Here is a 20,595-nt window from a genome sequence, read left to right as displayed (position 1 = left end):
TCTATAATTGATTTTAGTCATGAAAGTAATTGTATCCTTTGTTTTGGCACTTGTCTTGTTTAGTGCATGCCAAAATTCAAGTAAGAAAACCAATGATTCAGGTAACGAAAGCGTTAGTCTGACTGCCGCTGGAGCAACCTTCCCACTACCATACTACAACCTGGTATTTAAAAACTACACCAAAGCAACCGATGTGCTGGTCACTTACGGAGGTATTGGTTCAGGCGGAGGTATCCGTAGTTTGAAAGATAAAGTGGTGGATTTTGGAGCCACTGACGCCTACCTGGAAGATGGTAAATTAGGCGAAATGCCGGGTGAAGTAGTCCACATTCCAACTTGTATTGGGGCCGTAGTAATTGCTTATAACCTGCCCGGAGTGGACGAGCTGAAGCTTTCAGATCAACTGCTGGAGAAAATCTTCATGGGTGAGATTACCAACTGGAACGATCCGGCTTTAAAAGCCAACAACCCGGATGTGAACTTTCCAGACCTGGAAATCACCTTTGTACACCGTTCAGACGGTAGTGGTACAACCCATATTTTTAGCGACTACATGAGTAAAGTGAGCCAGAAATGGGCCGATGCTGTAGGAACAGGTAAATCGTTGAAATGGCCGGTTGGTATGGGTGCTAAAGGGAACCCCGGTGTTGCCGGTACCATTAGCCAAACCGAAGGCTCCATTGGCTATATCGGTTCTGAGTTTGCCTTTGCCCAGAAAATACAAACAGCCAAAGTGCAGAACAGCAGTGGCGCCTACATTTTGCCAAGCATTGAAAGCATCAGTGCAGCAGCACAGGGCGAAATTCCGGCTGACACCCGGGTGATGTTGACTAACTCATCCGATCCGGATTCGTACCCCATCAGCGGATTTACCTGGATTATTCTGTATAAAGACCAGTCGTATGATGGCCGCTCCAAAGCACAGGCCCAGGCTACGGTTGAATTCCTGGATTGGCTGGTAGGCGAAGAAGCGCAGGGACAGGCCGCCCGGGTTAACTATGCGCCGCTTCCGCAGGCAGCTGTGCAGAAAGCCAAAGCGATCCTTCGCGGGGTCACTTACGGCGGTGAAACACTTTTAAAATAGTTAAATGGTTTAGTCATCGGATGACCCTGAAATCATCCGATGATTAATGGAGTAAACTCTTAGTCGATGAACAGTGATAAAATCACCAAAGCCGTTTTATTCTCCGTATCCATTCTCATTCTGATGCTGGCGGCAGGTATGGTTTACTCCTTGGTTGGTGGTGCTGTACCGGCATTCAAAGCCTTTGGCTGGCAGTTTATATTTTCCGGTGAGTGGAACCCTACGGAAGGACGGGAAGAATATGGTGCCTTACCTTTCATTGTTGGAACCCTGATGACCTCTTTTGCAGCCTTGTTGCTGTGTTTACCCTTGTCTTTTTCCACCTCTCTTTTTCTGGGTGAATACTTTCGGGGAACACGTGTGGCGCGCATCTTAGGTATTCTCGTGGATTTATTGGCGGGAATCCCGTCAATCGTATACGGATTGTGGGGCTTCTATGTGTTGCGGCCAGCTTTGATTGAGCTGGGTTTTGGCGGACGAGGATTCGGAATTTTTACGGCCAGCTTGATTCTGGCCATTATGATTATTCCCTATGCCACTTCGCTGAGTAATGAAATCATCAGCATGGTACCCAACGATTTGAAGGAAGCAGCCTATTCGCTGGGGGCTACCCGGCTCGAAGTCATCGCTACGGTGACGATTCCGAATGCCCGGTCGGGGATTGTTGCCGGCTACATTCTGGCATTTGGGCGTGCACTGGGAGAAACTATGGCCGTTACCATGCTTGTTGGAAACACCAATGTGGTTCCGTCCAGCTTTTTTGACACCGGAAACACCATGGCCAGTGTGATTGCCAACCAGTTTGGCGAAGCCGACGGGCTGAAGTTGAGTTCGTTGATTGCCATTGGTCTGCTCTTGTTTTTGATCACCGGTATCATCAATGCTGTGGGTAAGTTGATAATTAAAAAGATGAACTAATTGGGAAATGGAATCAATTCAGGCACTTAAAAATCAGGATCACTCGTCGGGTCGTTTGTTGAAAGACAAGCTGGTACTTATCGGCGTGGTCATTTTATCGCTGGTCACCATTTCGCCCATCATGCTGATCATCTTCAAGCTGGTGATGGAAGGCTACCGGCAGATCAGTCTTGATTTTCTGATTCAGAATACGCCGGACACCTTTGAAGCGATGACCGCAGTAGCCAACGGCGAGAAGATTCCGGGGGGGATAGCCAACGGAATTGTCGGTACGCTGGTGATGGTGGTGCTGGCAGCTGTTATTGCCATCCCTGTTGGGGTGTTAACCGGCATTTACCTGTATGAAAACCAGGGAAAGATGATGGCGAACCTGACACGCAATGTTTCGGACATCTTACAGGGGGTTCCCTCGATTGTATTGGGCTTAATCTCGTATTTGTGGGTGGTGAAGCACGTTACCAGCGGCTATTCGGCCCTGGCAGGTAGCGTATCGCTGGCCATTATGATGCTGCCCATGATTGTACGATCAACCGAGGAAACGCTGAAAATGATTCCGCAAACGCTGAAAGAAGCCGCACTGGCCTTGGGCGTTCCGTATCATAAAGTCATTTTAAGGGTGTTGGTGCCTACCGGATTCAGTGGTTTACTAACCGGTATTTTGCTGGGTATTTCGCGTATTTTGGGTGAAACAGCACCGCTCTTGTTAACGGCCTTAGGCAGTTCGCGCATCAACCTGGACATCTCTGAGCCAACCAGCGCCATTCCGCTGCTAATCTGGGAGTTTTATAACGACCCCAACATGATTGACCTGATTTGGAGCTCATCCCTGCTTTTAATGGCGATTGTCTTAATTTTAAACATCGTTTCGAAACAACTGGCAGGCAAAAGAAATTAGAACATGACAAACACAATAGCTGAAGTAAAAAAACCGATCCTGTCGATCAACGACTTGTCGATTGCCTATGACAAAAACTATGCAGTCAAAAATGTATCGGTTGAAATCAAAAAGAACACGGTCACTGCCATTATGGGGCCTTCGGGATGCGGAAAAAGTACCTTGCTGCGCGCCCTGAACCGGATGCATGAGCTGTATGAAAACATCAGCACAGAGGGCGAAGTATTGCTGAATGACAGTAATATTTACGACATGTCACCCATCAAGTTGAGGCGGCATATGGGCATGGTGTTTCAGCGGCCCAACCCCTTCCCAACCATGAGCATTTACGACAACGTAATTGCCGGTTACAAGCTGAATGGCATTCGAACCAAAAAGAAGGAGCGCGATGAAATTGTTGAACGTTCCTTGCGCGATGTGGCCCTTTGGGATGAAGTGAAAGATTCGCTTTACAAGAAAGGAACTTTTCTTTCGGGCGGGCAGCAGCAACGCTTGTGCATTGCGCGGGCACTGGCTTTTAGTCCGGAAGTGATTCTGATGGACGAACCCACTTCGGCCCTCGACCCGATTGCCACTTCCAAAGTGGAGGATTTGCTGGTCAAACTGAAAGAAAACTATACCATTGTGCTGGTGACACACAACATGTCGCAGGCGGCACGAATCTCTGACTATTCATTATTTATGTATCTTGGTGAGTTGGTTGAATACGGGAAAACCAAAAACATGTTTACCAACCCGATCGACCCCAGAACCGAAGAATACCTGACCGGAAAATTTGGTTAACAGTCATTTAATAAATTCAAATCATGACCATAAAAAAAGACGACGCGATCAATCACATCCAGGAAGATTTTGAAGCCATGGCCAACCTGGTGCTGGAACAGCTGGATTTGCTGGAACAGATTATTATTTCGGGAGAAATAGAGGTGCCGGAAGAGCTGCTGAAAAAGATTACCCGGAATGAAAAGGACATTGATAAACGGGAAGTCAAACTGAGCGAAAAAATTGTGAATGCCATTGTGTTGTATAAGCCGGTAGCTTCTGATTTACGCTGGATTATGGCTTGTTACCGGATCATTCTGAGTCTGGAGCGGATTGGCGATATTGTGCTGAATGTCACCAATTTCATTGATAAGATTAAAACACCGGAAATTTACGAACGTTTGCTGGAAGTTTTGTCAACCATGACCATTCAGAGCATTAAAATGGTTCGGAAATCCTTGCTGTCCTATTTGAATGACGACCGGGAATTTGCGGTTTGGACCATTAAGAATGATGTGGTTTTTGAAGAAATCAACCATAAGTTGCTGAAAAAGATTTTGGCTAAAACCGAAACGGCAGAAAGCAACAAGCACCTGCTGATGAGCATTGTGACCATTAAAGAAATGATGTCGAACATTGAACGGATTGCTGATCACGCTACCAACATTGCCGAGGCAGCCATTTATTCCATCGAAGGAAAAGATATCCGTCATCATAAATTGGAGAAATAGGCCCATGAATACTACCCCTAAGATATTGGTTGTTGATGACGAAAAGGACCTGCGCGAAATTCTTCAGTTCAATTTATCCAGTGAAGGTTTTGAAATTGACGTGGCTGCATCGGCTGAAGAAGCGTTAGCGCTGCCGCTTGAAAATTACCACCTGATTTTGCTGGATGTGATGATGGGCGGCATGTCGGGCTACAAAATGGCGGATTTGCTTCGGAAAGAGAAAGCCTTGGACATTCCCATCATTTTTCTGACGGCCAAGGGCTCGGAAAACGATTTGCTGACAGGGTTCAACGTGGGAGGCGACGACTACATTGTCAAGCCATTCTCCATCAAGGAAGTGGTGGTGCGGATTAAGGCCATTCTGAAGCGCGGAAAAATGACCGAGCAGGCTTCCACCGTGCTCGAATACCAAGGGCTGCAGCTGGATATTAGCCGAAAAATGACCTCGCTGGATGGAGAACCGATAAAACTGACCCGCAAGGAATTTGAGATTCTGGCGATGTTGATGAAAAACCGGGGCAAGTTTATCTCGCGACAGGAAATCCTGGACCGGATTTGGAGTGATGATGTAATTGTTACCGAGCGCAATGTGGATGTGAATATTGCCCGCTTGCGGAAAAAAATAAAAGACTATGGCACCGTGATTAAAGGGCGTTCGGGCTATGGCTATTGCTTTGATTCTTAAATAAAGCGAGAACCTTCACCCGAGGGATGGAAACGGCCATTAGGCCGCACACCTCATGAGTGGGTTCATGAATCATTACTAAAACTTTTAAAAACAGATACTGTGGGACTTCAACGTAGAACATACAAGCAGCGGATTTTCATCTACTTTTTTGCTGCATTTTCTTTTTTCATGATCGCGATTCTGGCCTTTCAGTTTAACCGCGAAAAACGCTACCGGACCGATCAGCTGGAGAATACGCTGGATAACATTGCGGGCTTTACCAGCCGGTATATCAAGCATTACGATGTGATGGAGGAGCAGGATTTTGCCCGTTTGGACACCCTTCGTTACCTGATTCCGGAAAGCAATACCCGGGTGACGGTGATCGATACCAAGGGCGATGTGTTGTACGATAGCTATGTGTCGGACTACAGCCAGATGGAGAATCACCTCTCGCGTCCGGAAGTGCAAAAGGCGCTTTACTCCGAAACCGGTAGCAACATCCGCCACTCGGAAACCACCGGGCAGGACTTCTACTATTTTGCGCGCTACTACAACGGCTATTTTGTGCGCTGTGCGGTGGAATACAACATTGAAATTAAGAATTTTCTGAAGACCGAGCGGGTGTTTATCTTCTTCATGATTGCCCTCTTTGTCATTATGTGGGGCTTGCTGTCGCTGGTAACCAACCGCCTGGGTGAGTTTGTGAACAAGCTGCGTGACTTTGCCGTCCGCGCCGGACGCAACGAAAATATTGACCCGAACCTGACCTTTGCCGACTCGGAGTTTGGCGATATCCGCCGGCAAATTGTGCACATCTACAACGACCTGAGGGAAGCCAAGGAAGACCTGACTGCCGAGAAGGAGCGATTGTTTAACCACCTGAATGCCCTGAACGAGGGGATTGCCTTCTTTCTGCCCAACAAAGAAAAAATATTGGCGAACAGCCATTTCATTCAATACATCAACCTGATTTCAGACCGCTCGTCGATTTCGGCCGAGATGCTTTTTGATATTGAGGATTTCAAACCGCTGGTTTATCAAATCGATAAATACCTGGAAAGTGATATCGTGATTAACCCCAAAGACCTGCCTCAGTTTTCGATTACCATTTCGCGCAACGAAAAGTATTTCCGGGTGCAAAGCATCGTCTTTCCCGATAAGAGTTTCGAGGTGTTGATCAGCGATATTACCAAGCCGGAGAAACGCCGTTTGCTGAAACAGCAGCTGACCTCCAACATTGCGCATGAGCTGAAAACGCCGCTGGCTTCGGTTAAAGGCTACTTGGAAACCATTCTGAATAACAAGAATCTGCCCAAGGAAAAGCTGGACTACTTTATTGAACGGGCTTTTAGCCAGAGCGAACGCCTGAATGACTTGCTGAACGACATTTCCCTGCTCAACAACATTGAAGATGCCGGCGACTTGTTTGAATTTAAATACACGCACCTGCGTCCGTTGATTAATGACGTGATTGAGAACCTGGAGTCGCGCCTGAACGAGCGTAACATGCTGGTGCAGGTGGCCGTGAGCGATGAGGTAAAAGTTTATGGAAACGACAGTTTGCTGTCCTCCATTTTCCAGAATTTCATTGAGAACTCCATCAACTATGCCGGCGAAAATACGCGCATTCAGATTAAGCAGTACCTCGAAGACGAGAAGTTTTATTACCTGAGTTATTCCGATACCGGAAAAGGAATTCCGGAGGAACACCTGGCACGTATTTTTGAGCGTTTTTACCGAGCCGATGAGGGCCGCACCCGCGAAAACGGGGGAACCGGCCTGGGCTTGTCTATTGTAAAAAATGCGGTGCAGCTGCATAAGGGCGAAATCTCGGTCCGTAACAAGCCCGAAGGAGGACTCGAGTTCCTGTTCTCGCTGGCTAAAGGCTAAGCCCGGAGCAGAACCCGGAAACAATAGCGAATAAAATTATTGATGCATATTGAAATCCTCAGTCGGAATTTTTATGTCCAGACCAGCTTTTCCAAAGTTTAAAACTTTGGAAAAGTTAAGAAAACGTTCCATGCCCAAAAGATTATCAGCCAAATGATAGCAGAATCAACGATTTCGGTCCGATCCGCAAGTGTTTCGGTTCAATCCGCTGGCATTTCGGAACAATCCGACGGTATTTCGGTGTAGTCCGAGAGTATTTCCATGCCCTCCGCAAGCGTTTCGTAACCATCCGTAGCAAATGCGCTCCAATGAGCCGTTCTTTCGTGGCCATCCTACTGCATGCTCATCTTCCCAGTGAAACACAAAACCCAGAGCCCCTGATTAAAGGCTGAGTTCCCTCATTTTTGCTGTCTTTTGCATCCCGTAGATGACAAACCCGACTCCAATGATGATGTAGGGAATACTCAAAAGTTGTCCCATATCTAATTTCATATTCTCCTCAAATGCCACTTGTCTTTCCTTGATAAATTCGACAAAAAACCTGGCAATAAAGACTAACAACAAGGTGAATCCGAAGAAAAATCCATTTCTCAGATAGGCTCTTTTCGTTTTATACAAGGTGAATGTTATGCCAAAAATCAAAAAATAAATCAATGCTTCATAGAGCTGTGCTGGATGTCTTGGAATTTGATCCACCCGTTCGAAGATAAAGCCCCAGGATGCAAAAGTTGGCCGGCCAATAATTTCTGAGTTCATCAGGTTGGCCAATCGAATAAAGCCAGCTCCCAGGCCGGCAACAACAGCAATCAAATCCAGTGTATCAATGATGGCGTGTTTTGTTCTTCGGGAATAAAAAATTATGGCAACAATTAGACCTAAAGTACCTCCGTGGCTGGCAAGCCCCTGATAGCCCGTAAACTTAACGCCACCATTTTCCAGAAATTTGATTGGAAGAATCATTTCAATGGGGTGTGATAAATAGTATTCAGGCTCATAAAAAAGACAATGCCCCAACCTGGCACCTACCAGAATACCAATAAAGCCATAGGTCGAAAGTATTTGCAGCTTGTCATTCGAGAGCTTCTCCTGCTTAAATATCCAGCTAAGCACATAAAGACTCAGAAAAAGACCACTCACAAATAACAATGAATAATAACGAATTGAGATCCCAAAAACCTTAATGATCTCCGGGTCCGGATTCCAATGAATGTAGTTCAACAGCATCATTCAGTTTCCTTTCTTAGCAGGCCTCATTTAGCTTCGCGCTCGCAGAGTTGCTGTAGCAGCAAATAATTAGTTGAAAAAATACAGATTTTGCGGGGTAAAGTTGATCGGGAAGCTTTTTCATTGGTTTTCGTTTTAAGGGTGTTAGCAAGTCGATTAGCGTTTCTAAAAATAGGAATTTATTGTTTCATGTTTGGCACGTTTACCCAACAAATCAACCGCCTTTATATTAAGATGGCTCAACGCTATCTTACGTCAAGCCATCTTAATGGAGGCCAAGGGGAGTATCCTATTCATTAATTTCTTCCTTCATTTGAAGTTCCAGACCAAGCTGCATCATCATACCCAGTTCATCCATAACTTCCCATTCTTCAACAATCTTTCCGTCCACCAATCGAAAAACCGTAAAGATATCTACCTCAACCTTCTTCCCGGTAGCAGGCAGGCCTTCCATATCCCCCTTATGAACTGCCTCCAGCCTTACACGACTCATCACCCAATCGTCTTCAGCAATTAATTGATTAATCGTGAGGTGGGAATCATGCATTGCTGAAAGATAACTCTGATACACCTCCTTGTACTCTTCCAGTCCATTCATCTCCATGGACGTTCCATGATAAACCACATGGGGAGATTGTAACTCTTCTAAAATCTCAGCATGTCGTTCATTCCACTTCCCATCCCAATACCGCTGAATAATTTGCTTATTCTGCTCCTCAATGTTCTGTTTTAGCTTAAAGGCGTCAAGCTCAGTCCTCGCTGTTTTATCATGGCATGAAGTACCGAATAATAAAACACATGCTAAAAACATAAAAACGATATTTTTCATGACTGTTAATTTTTGGTCCAATATTAAATTTACGAAATAAGCACCTCACACACAAGGATCTAGACTTAAAAGACAATGCACCCTGCCAAACAGTTGTCAAGAGGAGAAACGGCCTCCTGACGGTTCAGAAACCGAAAAAAGCAAGTCCGTTCCCAGACATTCATGAGTCGATGTACTTAGGGCACTTTTTTTACCTTTGCACCAAAACACAAACATGTCAAAAGTCAATTGGAAACCGGGAACCATGGTGTACCCCCTCCCCGCGGTGTTGGTTAGCTGTGGTGTTACCCCCGACGAATACAACCTGATTACCATTGCCTGGACTGGAACCATTTGCAGCGATCCGCCCATGTGCTATATTTCGGTTCGGCCCAACCGCCATTCCTACGAAATCATCAAACGCACCGGCGAGTACGTGATCAACCTGACCACCGAGAAGCTGGCGCGGGCCACCGACTGGTGCGGGGTTCGTTCGGGCCGCAAGTTCGACAAGTGGAAAGAAATGGGACTGACTCCGGCTCCGGCAAGTGTCATCCAAACCCCCGTTATCGAAGAAGCCCCCATCAGCATTGAGTGTCGGGTGAAAGAAATTGTTTCGCTGGGCACCCACGACATGTTTATTTCCGAAGTGGTGAATGTCATGGCTGATGAGCAATACCTCGACTCTGAAACCGGAGCATTTAGCCTGAAGAAAGCCGACCCGATTTGTTACTCACACGGGCATTATTTTAAGCTCGGCGATCCGATAGGCAAGTTTGGCTGGTCGGTTGAAAAGAAGAAGCGCAAGAAGAAACGAAAATAAGGATGAACTATTTTTAAAGTTTTCTGTAATATTCTGTTACAACTTACAACACATCCTACAAACAATTTACTGAAAACTTAAAAACGAATAACAATGAAAAACAATTACAGGGTGTTAACCACCCTCTTAGTCTTATTGATTATGATGACAACGCAAGCAGAGAACAGCGAAAATCCGCTACTGAAACCTTTTCAGGATATCCATCAAACCGCCCCCTTTGGCGAAATTAAAAACGAGCATTTTTTACCCGCTTTCAAAGCCGCCATTGAAGAAGCACGGGCCGAGGTTAATGCCATTATCAACAACCCCGAACCCGCATCATTTGAGAATACGATTGTAGCCATGACCAAATCCGGTGATCGTTTGTCAACCATTCGCAAAATCTTTTTCAACCTGAACTCGGCGGAAACCAATGAGGAGATTCAGAAGATTGCCCAGGAAGTGGCTCCGATGCTTTCTGAATTCGGAAACGATATTTCGTTGAACCCCGATTTGTTTGCCCGCGTAAAAGCCGTTTACGAGCAAAAAGACCAGCTGAATCTGAATCCGGAACAGGCTACCCTGCTCGAAAACTCCTACCTGGGATTTGTACGCAGCGGAGCAAACCTGAACGATGCCGACAAGGCCCGCTACCGCGAAATTACCGGCGAGCTGTCGAAATTAAGCCTGAAGTTTTCAGAGAATGTGCTGGCCGAAACCAATGCCTTTGAAATGCACATCACCAACGAAGACGAGCTGGCCGGACTTCCGGATTTTGCCAAAGAAGCTGCTGCCCACACGGCCCAGTCAAAAGGCAAAGAAGGCTGGATTTTTACCCTTCAGTACCCCAGCTACATCCCTTTCATGAAATACGCCGACAACCGTGCATTAAGGGAAAAAATGTACCGGGCTTTCTCGACTAAAGGCAACCAGGGCAACGCGTACGACAACAACGAAATCATTCATACCCTTGTCAACCTAAAGCTGGAAAAAGCCAAATTACTGGGCTACCAGTCGCATGCCGACTACACGCTGAAACGCCGCATGGCCGAAACGCCCGAGCGCGTAATGGAATTCCTGGATGATTTACACCAGGCATCGCGGCCGGCTGCCGAGAAAGACTTTGCCGAGGTGGTTGAGTTTGCCCGTTCAGAAGGCTTTGATGGCGATTTGCAACGCTGGGATTGGGGCTATTATTCAGAAAGACTGAAAAAGGCCCGTTACGGATTCAACGAAGAAGAAGTAAAACCTTACTTCAAACTTGAAAATGTGATTGATGGCGTATTCGACCTGGCTCAAACCCTGTATGGCCTTGAGCTGAAAGAAAACCAATCTATTCCGGTTTACCATCCGGATGTAAAAGCTTACGAGGTATTTGATGCCGACGGCTCCTTTGTTTCGGTGCTTTACATGGACTTCTTCCCACGCGACGGCAAACGCTCCGGTGCCTGGATGACCGATTTCCGCGGGCAATGGCTGGAAGATGGAAAAGACATCCGCCCCCATGTCAGCATAGTGACCAACTTTACCAAGCCTACCGACACCAAACCATCGCTGCTTACCTTTGATGAGGTAACCACCTTTTTGCACGAGTTTGGGCACGGATTGCACGGCATGCTGAGCCAGTGCCAGTACGAAAGCACCTCGGGAACCAACGTCTTCTGGGACTTTGTGGAGTTGCCATCGCAAATTCATGAAAACTGGGCCTACGAAAAAGAATGGCTCGACCGCTTTGCCGTTCATTACGAAACCGGCGAGAAAATTCCTGCCGAGTTGATTGAGAAGATTGTCGCTGCCAAAAACTTCCAGTCGGGCTACATGTCTGAACGCCAACTAAGCTTTGGCATGCTCGACATGGCTTACCATAACATTACTACGCCGCTAACACAGGAAGTGGCCGAAGTGGAAACAAAAGCCATGACACCAACCGAGCTGTTCCCTGTTGTTGAAGGAAGTCTGATGAGTACCTCGTTTAGCCACATTTTTGCCGGAGGCTACTCGGCCGGCTACTACAGCTACAAATGGGCTGAAGTGCTGGATGCCGATGCTTTTGCGGCTTTCAAGGAACATGGCATTTTTGATCGGGAAACAGCCAAGGCTTTCCGCACCAATATCCTTGAAAAAGGCGGAAGCGAAAACCCAATGGAGCTGTATGTTCGTTTCCGCGGACAAGAGCCAACCGTAGACGCCTTGCTTGAGCGCAGCGGACTAAAAAACTAACTTGCACCAAGTGGCAAGCACAAAGCCTGGACATTCATTTGTTCAGGCTTTTTTGGGCTCAAACTGGTCGTTTCTTTCCCCATTCTGAATGGAAAGCAAAAGCAGCAACTCGCTATTTACAAATTTTTTAGAAAGTTCAATCAACATTTAAAAGCACTTGCCTGTTGTGTGCTTAAAACCTAACAAGAAGATTTGTAATCAAGCATTTAAACCATACAAACGATGAAAAGACAAAACTTACCGGCTGTTTTTGCGCTCAGCATGATCTTCAGCCTGCTTACTTTGACCGGACAAGCCAATCCCAAAACCGAAGCCGACACCTTGCAAGTCCCTCAAAATGTCAAAGTGATTCTTAACAATTCCTGCTTTGGCTGCCACAATACCGACTCGCGAAACGATGACGCCAAAGAGGAGCTTGACCTGAAAACCTGGCACCAACTCACCGGTACGAAAAGGCTGCTTGCCTTAAAACACATTCGCGAAACCATTGAGGAAAATGAGATGCCTCCTAAAAAGTTTCTGCAGCACAAGCCGGAAAAGGCACTGAGTGCCGAGCAAAAAAAACTGTTGATTGACTGGGTGAAGCAGGAAAGTTCCGCTTTATTGAAAAAGTAGGTTTTAACGTCAAAAAAAACATCTATGCGAACTGCTTTTCGTTTGCTGATCCTGCTATTTATTGTGGGATTGGTAGTTATCCAGTTTTTTCAACCCGAGAAGAATACCGCGACTGACAGCCCCAACCATCTGTTTAAGCAAGTAGATGTGCCCGATGATGTTTCGGCCTTGCTCAAGCAGGCTTGTCTCGACTGTCATTCCAACCAAACCCAATACCTTTGGTACCACCAGTTTGCACCAGTTTCGTGGTTCATTAACGACCATATTGTTGAAGGGAAGGAAGAACTGAATCTTTCCAACTGGGGGAACATGGAAATTTTAGATCAGATAGCCGCCATGGAAGACATGAGTAAGGAAATCCGAAATGGCAAAATGCCAATCGCCTCTTACAAACTGATGCACCCCAAAGCACGCCTCTCCGAACAAGAAAGCCAACGCCTGATCGAATGGACTTCAAGCTTTAGTGAAAAACTGCTGACCGGAGAATGAGGCAATTGACCAGGGAACCAATTACAATTTACGATTTGGGGAGGAAAGAAAATAGAGAGGCAAAGGGAGAGGAATAGGCAAAGAGAAGGAAATCAACCTACAAGAAATGAAAAAACCGCTTCTGCTCTCAGAAGCGGTGTCAATCTTAAGTATAGACTAGAAACCAGAACCGTTTTAATCCGCTGTTCTAAGACTAAAATTCACCTGGTTTTTCTTGGGACTAATTTGAGCAGCTTCAACCGTTGCTTTTTCGTATGGAATCTGAAGGACATCGGCCGCCTTGTTTTCTTTTGATTCCTTTTCAGCAGCAAAAGAAAAACTGACTATTCCGGCTAACAAAAAGCTTACGATAAGTGCTTTCATCTTGTTGATTTTATATTCTACTCAAATATACCTCAACCCGATCAAGTCTGGATTACATAAAAATTAAAGTTCAATTAAACAGAAAAAGTCCCGGACACAAGGTGCCGGAACTTTTTAATTTACGGGAATTGAAGTCTGCTTAACTTCAATATTGTTAGTCTAGTTTAGTCTACAATCACTTCGCCATTGCTGGCGGTATTTAGCTCATCAGACAACCAAGCTGGTTTTCCAATGCCATTGCCAGCTCCTTTGGCTTCCGTATTTTCACCAATTGTCAGCCCATCGGGACCTTTTGCCTGATCACCAATTTCCACAAAGTTGGCATTGGTAATCACAATGTCGCCAGCAGTAATGCGGGCAACCGCATCGGCATCAGCGTAGAAGTAGGAATGGCTTGAGCCATCCACCAAACCGCCAATCACGATGTTGTCAATGTTTTGCTTACCACCGCCTTCTTTAAAGTAGAACGGCTTTTCACCCATACCATAAACGGTCAGGTTTTTTAGCGTGGCGTTGGTCATTGGCGTAGCTTCCGCATTGTCGCCATTGTTTGAGCCTTCGATTCCTGATTTGGTGGAATACAACGACAACCAGTTCTCGCCGGTTCCTGACCAGCCATCGGCAAAGTCAATCCCGTCGTCATCGCTGTATACCGACACCAGGTGAGAAGCATCCACGGTTCCTCCGAAAAACTCAATTCCGTCGTCTTTGCCTTTGTAAGAGACAACATAATCAACAACGGTTCCCGAACCTACTCCGAAGAAAGAAACGCCGTTAAATTGCTTCGTATCGCTGTAGTTGAATCCGGTATATTCTACACGCAGGTAGTTGATTACGCCGGAATTGTCATCGGCCACATTTCCGCCATAAGGCAAGCCTGAAACCTCCGCTCCGGCTGAAGCATCTGATTTGTTGGTTGGTGCTTTTCCGCAAACAACCAGTCCACCCCACGAACCCGGAGTTGGATCATCTGAAGTCATCACCACAGGTGCGTCCGCAGTTCCGTTAATGAAGATTTGAGCATCCTGTGCCACGGCAATGTAAGAGATTTGTCCGCCAATGGCTTCAATCACTGTTCCGGCAGGAATCGTCAATGAAGCACCTGCTTTTACCACCAAGGCTCCGGTTAGTTTATAAGCTGTTCCGGCATCCAGCACAACATCTGTTGTAATGTCACCACTCAAAGCCACTTCGCCTCCGGTTGGCGCATCGCCAAATACTGTAGTCGACTCATTGACCTGATTCAAAGCGTCCGGCATCCAGTCTGGTTTTTCAATGCCGTTACCCGCTCCGGTAGCCGCCGGGTTTTCGCCAATTGTCAATCCGTCCATTGCTTTAGTTTGCGCACCAACCAGGTCCACAAAACGAGCGTTGGTTACCACCACATCACCAGCTGCAATACGGGCCGCAGCATCAGCATCGTCGCCATCGGCATAAAACATGGATTGTTCCTTGCTGGCTACCAAGCCTCCAATTACCAGGTTGTCAACTGTTACCTGTCCGGCACCTTCTTTCAGGTAGAAAGGCTTTTCGCCCATACCATAAACAGTCAGGTTTCTCAAGGTTGCGTTGGTCATTGGTGTGGCAGCACCATTGTCGCCGTTGTTTGATCCTTCAATTCCTGATTTGGTTGAGTTCAGAGCGACCCAGTATTCACCGGTTCCTGACCAGCCATCAGCAAAGTCGATACCATCATCATCACTTCCTACAGATACCAGGTGAGAGGCATTGACGGTTCCGCCAAAGAACTCGATACCATCATCCTTACCCATGTAAGAAACCACGTAATCAACCTCTGTTCCGGATCCTACGCCGAAGAAAGAAACACCATTGAACTGCTTGGTGTCGCTGTAGTTGAATCCGGTGTATTCGACACGCAGGTAGTTAATTACTCCGGAGTTGTCATCGGCCACATTGCCACCATAAGGCAAGCCCGAAACTTCCGCTCCGGCCGAAGCATCCGATTTGTTGGTTGGCGCTTTTCCGCAAACAACCAAACCACCCCATGATCCGGAAGTTTTGTCGCTTGAAGTCATCACGACCGGTGCACTGGCCGTACCGTTAATAAAGATTTTGGCATCCTGTGCCACAGCAATGTAGGAGATTTGTCCACCTACTGCTTCAATCACCGTTCCGGCAGGAATCGTCAAAGAACCCCCTGCTTTTACAATCAAGGCTCCGGTCAAGCTATACTTGGTGTTAGCATCCAAAACCATATCCGTTGTTACCTCTCCTTCCAGATTCGAATTCTCTTCAGGAACTTCAGGGGTCGGATTGTCTTCATTACATCCGGCAAAGCCCAGCAATACGATAGCAAACAATACGAAAAGTAATTTTTTCATGTTTTAAAAATTTAATTCGTGTAATCGATTCAATTCATTTTAAAATTTATAAGACAGTCCTACACTGAATTTCACTCCTTGCTTGTAGGATCTGATCAGGTGATCGGCAGAGGCATTTTCCTGCACCCGGTCGATGGCACCATTGAGCATATTTTTAGCGGAGAAATTCACGCCCAGCTTATTGAAAGATGCTTTCAATACATAGTCGAGCGTGTGGACACGCTTGTCGACCTGGTTGCCGAAAGAGGAAAAGCCAATCAGGTAAAGGCGGTCGGAAACATAGCCATACACCAGCGAAGAGCTTAGCGCGTTTTTCCCTTCGCCCCAGGTGCGTTTATAGCCCAGGCTGGCATTGGCCATTAAAGGCGCAGCCCCCTGCAAGACATCCTTATCCTGGTTGAAATTGATATTGATCAGGGAGTTTCCGTTCTGATCTTTCGTCTCTTCCCGAACTTTAGCCCCATCCAACTCCTGGCTGGTTTCCATCAGCGTCAGGTTGGCCGAGGCAAACAGTTTCTGATAGTCAGTTCCCGTTGTTTGGGTCCACAAATCTTTTTTCACTTCCAGCTCCGCGCCATACAAATAGGCATAGTCGCCCGTATTGGCATAGGTAAAATCGTTGGAAGCTGAGGCCATCACCACCCGGTTCATCGGGTCGGTAATGTATTTTCCGAAAGCGGCTACCGACACCAGTTCGCCACTGTTCGGGAACCATTCCCACTTCAGGTCGCCATTGTACACTTTGGAAGGATACAGGTGAGGGTTACCCACCGTGGTTTCGGTAATTCCTTCAAATAGAAACAGGGCCATTTCGGTAAACTGAGGCAAGACATACGTGTTACTGGCCGCCAGACGTAAATTGCTTTTCTCGTTCAGAGCATAGCGCAACGACAAGCTTGGTAAAACTTCCAGTTCGTTGAAGTTGCCGGTTCCACCATCCGTATCCAGCGCAGTTACAAAATCGACCTGCTGGTTGACATTCTCCACCCGAAGGCCCAGAACTCCCAATAGTTTTGGTGACAGCTGGTACTCCAGCGACGCAAAGCCTGCATTGATCAGCTGTGTTCCCTCGTAAGTTGAAGGGCGAATGGTGTTTCCAAAGAAGGTTTTCAGGTAAAAGCCATAGCCATCAGGGCGCTGCAGGTTGGCAGCATTCAGAAAAGCGTCCACGTCCATCACGTCAACATAAACATGGTATCCGCCCGGAGGTGGGTTGAAAATGTTCCGGTTCCGGTAAATGTCGTGGTTAAACTGAGTGGCTTCAAACTGACGCTCTTTGTACTTTCCGGAGTAGCCCAGAGTAAGTTTTCCGCGGAAATCATCTGTTCCGATTCCTTCGCCAAATCGGTAAGCCGTGCTCCAGTTCAGGGCATATTCATTTTCGTTGAAGTCGTGGAAATAGCGAAAGTTGTCCGACTCATTGTCATCCGTAAAATAAGCGCGACCATCCCTCAGCCCGTTCAGGGAAAGGTGACGACGGTCGGGCGTAATGTTATGTACTTTGTTGTAAGAGAGGCCCCAGTTCATGGTTACCTGCGGGTTCAGTTCGTGCTCGCCCAACAGCTGATTCACCCAAATGGTGGTTCGCTCAAACTCCGAGCGACGAATCAGCGCGCTGTCTTCAGCCAGGTCTTTGACAAATCCACGCAGGTTTTTCAAGTCCTGATTCGACGAATTCAGCAACATGGTATTGAAATAGTAATCCGACTGCTTGTGTTCCAGGTTCAGGTTAAGCATGGCTGTAGTCTGCGTTTCATAGGCATACTGCTCGCCTTGCAGGTCCTTGCGCACATCGTCACTCCCATTAATCCGCCGCTGCATCAAGTCGCTGTAGCTGTATTCATTATCGAAAGACGCCGTAAAAAAGGCATTCAATCTCGAATCAGCCACTTCAAACGATTTGCCGCCGGAAAGGCCGATTCCCAGGTTCGGGATGGCTGTTTTCTCCACCGGGTTCCAGGAGTTGCCGAAGTCATAAGCATCCAAGGAAGGCGTTGGCTGGAAGTTGTCGAAACCCGAAAAGCCCGGCCCGTCTTGCAGGTAGAAATGATCCACGCCCGGCACGCTGCTGTTTATGCCGGACTTAAGGGCGAGCTCAAAAAAAGGATCGCCGGTAAATTTCTTCGAAACAATGTCGATATTGGCCCCCGCAAAATCGCCATACAAGGCACTGGTAGCTACTTTTTCCACTCCAATGAACCCAATCACATCCGAAGAGAAAAGTCCCAGGTCAATGTTCTTGGTCTCGGCATTGTTGGATGGAAAAGGCAGGCCATTCAGGGTCGTGGCATTGTAGCGGTCGCCCAGCCCGCGAATGTTCAGGCTTTTACTGCCTTCCTGCTTGCTCACCCCGGTAATTTTTGTGGCGGCAGCAGCGGCATCTGAAACTCCCTGCGCTGAAAGCTGCTGAGCGCCAATAGACTCCTTCATAATGGCAGCCTCCTTCTGGTACATCAGCAACATGGTTTCCGACTCGCGGTTGGCCTTAGCCACCACTTTTACATCCTCAATCTGTACTGTTGATTCGCCCAAAACAAAGGGCAGATCGACGATTTGATCCTCCACAACAGTAACATCTTCGAGCGTTTTCGTTTCATACGAAATAAACGAGCAACGCACCGTGTACTTTCCGGCGGGCACTTGCTCCAACCGGTAGTTCCCATCAAAATCGGTAATGGTTCCCAAGCTGGTTCCTTCCAGAAAGATGGTGGCGCCAATCAGTGTTTCTTTGGTTTTTGCATCGACAACCGTTCCCACAAGGGATCCAGTTTTAGCTGATGCCAGCTGTGAAAAGTTTGCCAACAGGCAAACGAAAAGTAATTTTTTAAGTCCCATAAATTTGTAATCAATTATCCAATCTGCTCAACCACTGGGGTTGATTCCTGCCGATGGACACAAGCTGTTGCTGGTTTACAAAAGGTTGGCTGATGCCAATTCGGGCTTTAGCAGCTCACCCAAATTCGATGTTCAAAATCACCTTTTACAAACATGCCACTGCGTGTCCAGTCGCTTTTGTTTTCACAGGCGAATTACGAGGAATTAGATTACAACTTGATTACAGTTTTTATACGGTTAAATTACATCTGGATAACAAAAGGGAAAAGGAACAGGCAGAGGCGAAGGCACCAGGGACAGGCACAGGCACAGAGGAAAGGGATAGGAATCGGTGACGGTTGAACCTCAGAAACAGGCTAATGAGGAACGGATGAAGTATGGAGCCCGTGTCTTGCGTGGTCAGGCGGGATTTCCAACAGAAATCCTGTCAGACTCGCAGGAAAGTGAGCGCAAGGTCTGACTTGTCAGACCGCTACCTACCCCTGCCATATACAATTTGTTACCACCAGTTTTTTATTCTGTAATTTTTACTAATAAATTGAAGTATTCATATAATTTCTCCAATATCAAATCATCATTTTGGTCAAGAATTACATCCATGTGTAAATAAACACGATTATTAACCTTGTCCAAAAAGTTATTAGGGAATTTCTGCATCAAGGTTTTTTCATATGGAACCCAATCCTTGAGATTCCAGGTTGTTATGTAAATTCTAAATTCTCCTAAAGCATTAGTCCTTGTATTTTTAAACGAAGATTCAATACCAATTCTCGGCTTGTCTTTATTAAATGAATCAAATCCTAAATCCCAACCTTGCCAAGCCCACCACTCTTTGTCTGTTTTGATAGAAATTTGTTCTTTCAATTCTGAGATTTTATCTCTCTGAATTCTACGAATTCGTTCTTTATAATTCTCATGAACAAGAATTAATTCATCTATTTGAGAAGAGTTGTCAAAGAAAAATTCTGAAAGTTTTTTGTCTGCTGGATTTAAAGGATTCATATTTTCTAATGTTTGAATAAAATCGTAAAGTTGTATTAAGTATTTTTGGTTGGAAGTCGATATATAACCCCCAATATTACGCTTTAGGGTTTCGAAAAACTCGGAATAAGTTATAGCAATAAAACCATTGTTTTTGATTAAATCACATTCTTCTTTTTTTGTGATTTTCTCAACCGATAAAACAAGTTTTATGGTATTTTCTATATTATACTCTTGCAACCTTTTTTTATAGGAGTCCAGAGGATTATACAATGAGGCAGTTATTTTGTTCTCTATTCCAATTATGAAGTCAGGACTATAAATTACTAAATCAATCCTTTTCCCATCTGCATTGTCTTCTGTAATTATTTTTATTTGTTCTTCTTGATAAGATATATCGGTTTTACCTAATAACTCTAAAAGTGAGCTAATAAACAAATCTTTAAGTCTATGCTCTTTTCTTGGGTTGAAGTAGAAACAAAGAATCCTGCTACAAATTTCTTCAAAACGTCGTTTCGGATAACTGCATAATTCTAAAAATGGGGTGTCAATATTGTTCTTGGGAACTTTTTTAAAGTCATTTAATAATTTGAGAGCTAATTCAATATTCATGTTTTGTTTTTCTTGTCTTAGAATTGGTGGCAACGTCTGTGTATATTTACTAGGTACATCTGTTCTGCTATTATTCAACTTGTTTTTTTACACTCTCAATGATCGTTTGGCGATTCCGGATTGAAAAGCGGAGGAGGGCTGGAGTTTGGATTCATATTCTTAGGTTTCGGTCATGTTAGTTTTCGCCGATTAAGGTATAAAAATTTACAAAATGTATGTACAAATAAGTATCTTTTTATTTGCGTTCTAAATAACTGATAATCTTCAGGGAACATTTGGTAGTGTTCATTAAACTGTGTCAATTATATTTTGCTATTAGAGTTTTAGTTTGCATCGTTCTCCAAATTTGATAAT

The 20,595-nt window shown here is 45.8% G+C and carries 17 protein-coding genes; 11 read left to right on the top strand and 6 right to left on the bottom strand.

The window, feature by feature from the left end; all coding sequences use genetic code 11:
* The first annotated feature begins 19 nt into the window (after positions 1-19).
* From pstS to Q1A18_RS07770, 7 genes are all read left to right on the top strand, one after another.
* Entirely contained in the window at positions 20-1,084 is a 1,065-nt protein-coding gene (gene pstS, locus Q1A18_RS07800) for a phosphate ABC transporter substrate-binding protein PstS (protein WP_299578381.1), read from the top strand.
* A gap of 66 nt (positions 1,085-1,150) precedes the next feature.
* Complete coding sequence (gene pstC / locus Q1A18_RS07795) at positions 1,151-2,002, top strand: phosphate ABC transporter permease subunit PstC (RefSeq protein WP_299578380.1); 852 nt, start codon at positions 1,151-1,153, stop codon at positions 2,000-2,002.
* A 7-nt stretch (positions 2,003-2,009) separates the two neighbouring features.
* A complete protein-coding gene (pstA, locus tag Q1A18_RS07790) occupies positions 2,010-2,897 on the top strand; it encodes a phosphate ABC transporter permease PstA (RefSeq protein WP_299578379.1) in 888 nt (295 codons plus the stop codon).
* A gap of 3 nt (positions 2,898-2,900) precedes the next feature.
* Complete coding sequence (gene pstB / locus Q1A18_RS07785) at positions 2,901-3,680, top strand: phosphate ABC transporter ATP-binding protein PstB (protein WP_299578378.1); 780 nt, start codon at positions 2,901-2,903, stop codon at positions 3,678-3,680.
* A 23-nt stretch (positions 3,681-3,703) separates the two neighbouring features.
* Complete coding sequence (locus Q1A18_RS07780; RefSeq protein ID WP_299578377.1) at positions 3,704-4,390, top strand: PhoU domain-containing protein; 687 nt, start codon at positions 3,704-3,706, stop codon at positions 4,388-4,390.
* Positions 4,391-4,394: 4 nt separating this feature from the next.
* Positions 4,395-5,075 carry a response regulator transcription factor gene (locus Q1A18_RS07775; RefSeq protein ID WP_299578376.1) on the top strand — a complete coding sequence of 227 codons (681 nt, stop codon included), beginning with the start codon at positions 4,395-4,397 and terminating at the stop codon, positions 5,073-5,075.
* Positions 5,076-5,177: 102 nt separating this feature from the next.
* Positions 5,178-6,950, top strand: coding sequence for an ATP-binding protein (locus Q1A18_RS07770; protein WP_299578375.1), 1,773 nt, complete (start codon positions 5,178-5,180; stop codon positions 6,948-6,950).
* Positions 6,951-7,331: 381 nt separating this feature from the next.
* On the opposite strand, the gene lgt is transcribed toward Q1A18_RS07770, so the two are convergent.
* Positions 7,332-8,177 carry a prolipoprotein diacylglyceryl transferase gene (gene lgt, locus Q1A18_RS07765; protein ID WP_299578374.1) on the bottom strand — a complete coding sequence of 282 codons (846 nt, stop codon included), beginning with the start codon at positions 8,175-8,177 and terminating at the stop codon, positions 7,332-7,334.
* 286 nt (positions 8,178-8,463) lie between these two features.
* Positions 8,464-9,003 carry an ester cyclase gene (locus Q1A18_RS07760; protein WP_299578373.1) on the bottom strand — a complete coding sequence of 180 codons (540 nt, stop codon included), beginning with the start codon at positions 9,001-9,003 and terminating at the stop codon, positions 8,464-8,466.
* Between the two features lie 214 nt (positions 9,004-9,217).
* On the opposite strand from Q1A18_RS07760, the gene Q1A18_RS07755 reads away from it, so the two are divergent.
* From Q1A18_RS07755 to Q1A18_RS07740, 4 genes are all read left to right on the top strand, one after another.
* Positions 9,218-9,805, top strand: a complete 588-nt coding sequence (locus Q1A18_RS07755) for a flavin reductase family protein (protein WP_299578372.1) — start codon at positions 9,218-9,220, stop codon at positions 9,803-9,805.
* Between the two features lie 93 nt (positions 9,806-9,898).
* Entirely contained in the window at positions 9,899-12,004 is a 2,106-nt protein-coding gene (locus tag Q1A18_RS07750) for a M3 family metallopeptidase (RefSeq protein ID WP_299578371.1), read from the top strand.
* A 222-nt stretch (positions 12,005-12,226) separates the two neighbouring features.
* Positions 12,227-12,619: a heme-binding domain-containing protein gene (locus Q1A18_RS07745; RefSeq protein ID WP_299578370.1), complete on the top strand. Its 393-nt coding sequence runs from the start codon at positions 12,227-12,229 to the stop codon at positions 12,617-12,619.
* A 24-nt stretch (positions 12,620-12,643) separates the two neighbouring features.
* Positions 12,644-13,108, top strand: coding sequence for a heme-binding domain-containing protein (locus Q1A18_RS07740; protein ID WP_299578369.1), 465 nt, complete (start codon positions 12,644-12,646; stop codon positions 13,106-13,108).
* Between the two features lie 174 nt (positions 13,109-13,282).
* Here Q1A18_RS07740 and Q1A18_RS07735 read toward each other — a convergent pair whose 3' ends face one another.
* From Q1A18_RS07735 to Q1A18_RS07720, 4 genes are all read right to left on the bottom strand, one after another.
* Positions 13,283-13,471 carry a hypothetical protein gene (locus tag Q1A18_RS07735; protein WP_299578368.1) on the bottom strand — a complete coding sequence of 63 codons (189 nt, stop codon included), beginning with the start codon at positions 13,469-13,471 and terminating at the stop codon, positions 13,283-13,285.
* Between the two features lie 164 nt (positions 13,472-13,635).
* On the bottom strand, positions 13,636-15,813 hold the full coding sequence (locus Q1A18_RS07730; protein ID WP_299578367.1) for a hypothetical protein: 2,178 nt from the start codon (positions 15,811-15,813) through the stop codon (positions 13,636-13,638).
* Between the two features lie 39 nt (positions 15,814-15,852).
* Positions 15,853-18,570 carry a TonB-dependent receptor gene (locus Q1A18_RS07725; RefSeq protein ID WP_299578366.1) on the bottom strand — a complete coding sequence of 906 codons (2,718 nt, stop codon included), beginning with the start codon at positions 18,568-18,570 and terminating at the stop codon, positions 15,853-15,855.
* Positions 18,571-19,161: 591 nt separating this feature from the next.
* The gene (locus Q1A18_RS07720) at positions 19,162-20,241 is read right to left on the bottom strand and encodes a PD-(D/E)XK nuclease family protein (protein ID WP_299578365.1); all 1,080 of its coding nucleotides are present in this window, start codon (positions 20,239-20,241) and stop codon (positions 19,162-19,164) included.
* Positions 20,242-20,595 lie beyond the last annotated feature (354 nt).

The sequence above is a fragment of the uncultured Sunxiuqinia sp. genome (assembly GCF_947495665.1).
Classification (GTDB): Bacteria; Bacteroidota; Bacteroidia; order Bacteroidales; family Prolixibacteraceae; genus Sunxiuqinia; species Sunxiuqinia rutila.
Note: the sequence above shows the minus strand (reverse complement) of the source record. Positions and strands in the feature narration are given on the sequence as shown.

What these genes read in the sequence shown, in the direction of transcription:
- lgt (WP_299578374.1), bottom strand. Translation starts at nt 8,177, where the DNA reads ATGATGCTGTTGAACTACATTCATTGGAATCCGGACCCGGAGATCATT.
- Q1A18_RS07740 (WP_299578369.1), top strand. Translation starts at nt 12,644, where the DNA reads ATGCGAACTGCTTTTCGTTTGCTGATCCTGCTATTTATTGTGGGATTG.
- pstB (WP_299578378.1), top strand. Translation starts at nt 2,901, where the DNA reads ATGACAAACACAATAGCTGAAGTAAAAAAACCGATCCTGTCGATCAAC.
- Q1A18_RS07775 (WP_299578376.1), top strand. Translation starts at nt 4,395, where the DNA reads ATGAATACTACCCCTAAGATATTGGTTGTTGATGACGAAAAGGACCTG.
- Q1A18_RS07735 (WP_299578368.1), bottom strand. Translation starts at nt 13,471, where the DNA reads ATGAAAGCACTTATCGTAAGCTTTTTGTTAGCCGGAATAGTCAGTTTT.
- pstA (WP_299578379.1), top strand. Translation starts at nt 2,010, where the DNA reads ATGGAATCAATTCAGGCACTTAAAAATCAGGATCACTCGTCGGGTCGT.
- Q1A18_RS07730 (WP_299578367.1), bottom strand. Translation starts at nt 15,813, where the DNA reads ATGAAAAAATTACTTTTCGTATTGTTTGCTATCGTATTGCTGGGCTTT.
- Q1A18_RS07755 (WP_299578372.1), top strand. Translation starts at nt 9,218, where the DNA reads ATGTCAAAAGTCAATTGGAAACCGGGAACCATGGTGTACCCCCTCCCC.
- Q1A18_RS07745 (WP_299578370.1), top strand. Translation starts at nt 12,227, where the DNA reads ATGAAAAGACAAAACTTACCGGCTGTTTTTGCGCTCAGCATGATCTTC.
- Q1A18_RS07760 (WP_299578373.1), bottom strand. Translation starts at nt 9,003, where the DNA reads ATGAAAAATATCGTTTTTATGTTTTTAGCATGTGTTTTATTATTCGGT.
- Q1A18_RS07780 (WP_299578377.1), top strand. Translation starts at nt 3,704, where the DNA reads ATGACCATAAAAAAAGACGACGCGATCAATCACATCCAGGAAGATTTT.
- Q1A18_RS07750 (WP_299578371.1), top strand. Translation starts at nt 9,899, where the DNA reads ATGAAAAACAATTACAGGGTGTTAACCACCCTCTTAGTCTTATTGATT.
- pstC (WP_299578380.1), top strand. Translation starts at nt 1,151, where the DNA reads ATGAACAGTGATAAAATCACCAAAGCCGTTTTATTCTCCGTATCCATT.
- Q1A18_RS07720 (WP_299578365.1), bottom strand. Translation starts at nt 20,241, where the DNA reads ATGAATATTGAATTAGCTCTCAAATTATTAAATGACTTTAAAAAAGTT.
- pstS (WP_299578381.1), top strand. Translation starts at nt 20, where the DNA reads ATGAAAGTAATTGTATCCTTTGTTTTGGCACTTGTCTTGTTTAGTGCA.